At 57.2% G+C, this 264-nt stretch carries 1 protein-coding gene; it reads right to left on the minus strand.

Translation table 11 applies throughout. The features are described from left to right. Nucleotides 1–264 (minus strand): class II fructose-bisphosphate aldolase (locus SB756_RS31260; protein WP_410913391.1); only part of this gene is annotated, 264 nt, incomplete at both ends.

Genomic DNA, 264 nt, shown 5'->3' on the forward strand with positions numbered 1-264 from the left:
CAGTTCCTGCTCCAGCGCCACGAAGAACGCCTTCTTCATATCACTGGAGATATTGATTTTACCGACGCCATAACGGATCGACTCCACGACCTCGCTGTCTTTGTTGCCTGAACCGCCATGCAGCACCAGCGGGATATCGACCACCTTACGGATCTGCTGCAGGCGCTCGATATCCAGCTTCGGTTGCTTCCCTTTGGGGTAGAGGCCATGCGAGGTACCGATGGCGACCGCCAGCGTGTCAGTACCGGTCTCGCGCACAAAGGT

The organism is Pseudomonas sp. SIMBA_068 (assembly GCF_046534705.1).
In the GTDB taxonomy this organism is placed as follows: domain Bacteria; phylum Pseudomonadota; class Gammaproteobacteria; order Pseudomonadales; family Pseudomonadaceae; genus Aquipseudomonas; species Aquipseudomonas putida.